Source organism: Desulfurobacterium sp., from assembly GCF_027028515.1.
GTDB lineage: Bacteria > Aquificota > Aquificia > Desulfurobacteriales > Desulfurobacteriaceae > Desulfurobacterium_A.
The window spans coordinates 1-2,331 of the sequence record NZ_JALVIW010000106.1 but is presented as its reverse complement, the minus strand read 5'-3'; the positions used below and the strand labels follow the sequence as shown (position 1 = coordinate 2,331).

Below are 2,331 nucleotides of genomic sequence, written 5' to 3'. Positions count from 1 at the left end.
GATAAATCACAGCTTTATACAGTTCCTCTCATTCGTTATAAAGAGTTTAAAAATTCTTTTTTCTTCCGGATTTCCCATACAATTTGTGAAAGGGATGAAGTTGCCAACGTTTTCTACAAGGGTTACAATGAAATAACTTTTGAGTTGAGGTAATTAATGGTACGATTTATAGCAGATATAGGAAGTAACTTTAATGGTTCAAAGGAGCTTGCTAAGAAATATGTGAAGATTTGCAAATCCATAGGCGTAGATATAGTTAAATTTCAGTGTTGGGAAGTTGACGACCTCTTTTCTAAGTTTCATCCTGCTTATGAAACTCTCAAAGAAAAACGATTTCCTCTTGGCTTACCTCTGGAGTGGCATGACGAGATAAAGAGAGAAGCTGATAAAGAAGGCATTATTTTTTCAACAACTCCAACTCAACCTTACCATATCGAAAGACTTGAAGATATAGGTGTTAAAATCTATAAAGTGGCAAGTGGGGATTTGACTTTTTTTCCTCTTCTCGATGAGATTAATAAAACCGGTAAACCTGTTATCCTCTCAACAGGGATGGCTACTTTATCCGAAGTGGAGATGGCAGTTAGTAGACTGAAAGACTGTAAGAGTATAATTCTTCTACACTGCGTTTCTCTATACCCGCCTGAATATCCGGAAATTAACCTGAGGGCTATTGAAACGTTGAAAAGGGAATTTTCAGAATGTTCTGTAGGATTGTCGGATCACTCATTGGGAATTGATATTTGTGTTGCAGCTGTGTCTCTAGGTATTTCATATCTTGAGAAACATATAACTCTTGATAAAAATCTGGTTACTCCGGATGCAAATTTTGCTTTAACTGTCGAAGAGTTTAAGGAGCTGATAGAAACAGTAAAAAAAGTAGAATCTGCCATGGGGGATGGTTTAAAACTACCATCTAAAAGAGAGTGGCCTGAAAGGTTTTGGGCAAGAAGGGGAACGTACGCAAAGATGGATTTAAAAAAAGGGGATATTGTATCTTACAATAGTGTTAGTTTCCTGAGGCCGTGTAAAGGAATACCAGTAGAAAGTTTTGAGTCTGTATGTGGAAAGAGGTTAAAAAGGGACATACTTTCTGGTGAACCTATAGCCTTTGAAGATTTTGAATAATAGGTGGGTATGTAATGAGTAGTGTAGATGGAAGAGTAATTCTCATAACTGGAGGAACAGGTTCCTTCGGAAAGAAGTTTGCAAAGAGAATTTTAGAAAATTACAACCCGAAGAAGGTGATTATCTACTCCCGTGATGAGTATAAACAGTACTGGATGCAACAGGAGTTAAAAAAACACATTCCTAAACTGAGATTTTTCCTGGGAGATGTTAGAGATAGAGAAAGACTTTACAGAGCATTTGACGGAGTTGATATTGTTGTTCACGCTGCTGCACTGAAGCAGGTGCCTCTTCTTGAGTATAACCCAATTGAAGCTGTTAAAACCAACATTTACGGTGCTGAGAACATAATCAATGCTGCTATTGATATGGGAGTGGAAAAAGTTATTGCTCTTTCAACTGACAAAGCGGTTAATCCAGTGAACCTTTATGGAGCTACTAAATTGGTTGCTGATAAGCTTTTTGTTGCAGCAAATGCTTATGCTGGTGGTAAGAAAACTCGCTTTGCGGTTGTTAGATATGGAAATGTGGCAGGTAGCAGGGGTTCTGTAATTCCCTATTTTCTGAAATTGGTAAGGGAGGGGAAGAGAGAGTTGCCCATAACGGATTTCAGAATGACCAGGTTCTGGATTACGCTTGATGAGGGAATAGATATGGTTTTGAAGGCTATAAGGGATGCAAGAGGGGGAGAAATTTTCGTTCCAAAGATTCCCTCTTTCAAAGTTACTGATTTGGCTAGGGCAATATGTCCGGATTGTAAGCTTGTTGAGATTGGAGTAAGGCCCGGGGAGAAAATTCATGAAGTAATGATAACGGAGGAGGATGCCAGAACTACGTATGATTATGGGAGTTACTATGTTATCTACCCTGTAATTGATTGGAAAGGTGAAGGAATTGTTGATGAAACTGGAAGAAAAGTTCCTGATGGGTTCAGGTATTCTTCTGACAGTAACAGTTGGTGGTTATATGTTGGTGATCTGAGGGGAAAACTCCAAGAGTTAGGTTTTACACTCTAGTTTATTGATTTCTTGTTTCATTGTTGTTTGCATAGATTTTATAAATTCTTCAAGAATATCTAATGCTTTATTAAGATATAATTGAATATTTTTTTCGTCGATCTGCCAAGCGAAAAAGAGAATAATTCTCATTATGTGATAGAGACTTCCCTTTACTAAAGTATAGGAACTGTAGTTTGTTCTCTCT

Annotated in this window: 3 protein-coding genes; 2 read left to right on the top strand and 1 reads right to left on the bottom strand. The window is 37.6% G+C overall.

Annotation, left to right across the window (positions count from 1 at the left end):
- The first annotated feature begins 156 nt into the window (after nt 1-156).
- Nucleotides 157-1,128, top strand: coding sequence for an N-acetylneuraminate synthase family protein (locus MV676_RS08795; protein ID WP_297446902.1), 972 nt, complete (start codon nt 157-159; stop codon nt 1,126-1,128).
- 14 nt (nt 1,129-1,142) lie between these two features.
- Nucleotides 1,143-2,144, top strand: a complete 1,002-nt coding sequence (pseB, locus tag MV676_RS08790; RefSeq protein WP_297446898.1) for a UDP-N-acetylglucosamine 4,6-dehydratase (inverting) — start codon at nt 1,143-1,145, stop codon at nt 2,142-2,144.
- On the opposite strand, the gene MV676_RS08785 is transcribed toward pseB, so the two are convergent.
- On the bottom strand, nt 2,127-2,331 hold a 205-nt coding region (locus tag MV676_RS08785; RefSeq protein WP_297446895.1), incomplete at its 5' end, for a hypothetical protein. The genes pseB and MV676_RS08785 overlap by 18 nt on opposite strands.

Coding starts and splice junctions, on each gene's coding strand:
- MV676_RS08795 (WP_297446902.1), top strand. CDS start 157: ATGGTACGATTTATAGCAGATATAGGAAGTAACTTTAATGGTTCAAAG.
- pseB (WP_297446898.1), top strand. CDS start 1,143: ATGAGTAGTGTAGATGGAAGAGTAATTCTCATAACTGGAGGAACAGGT.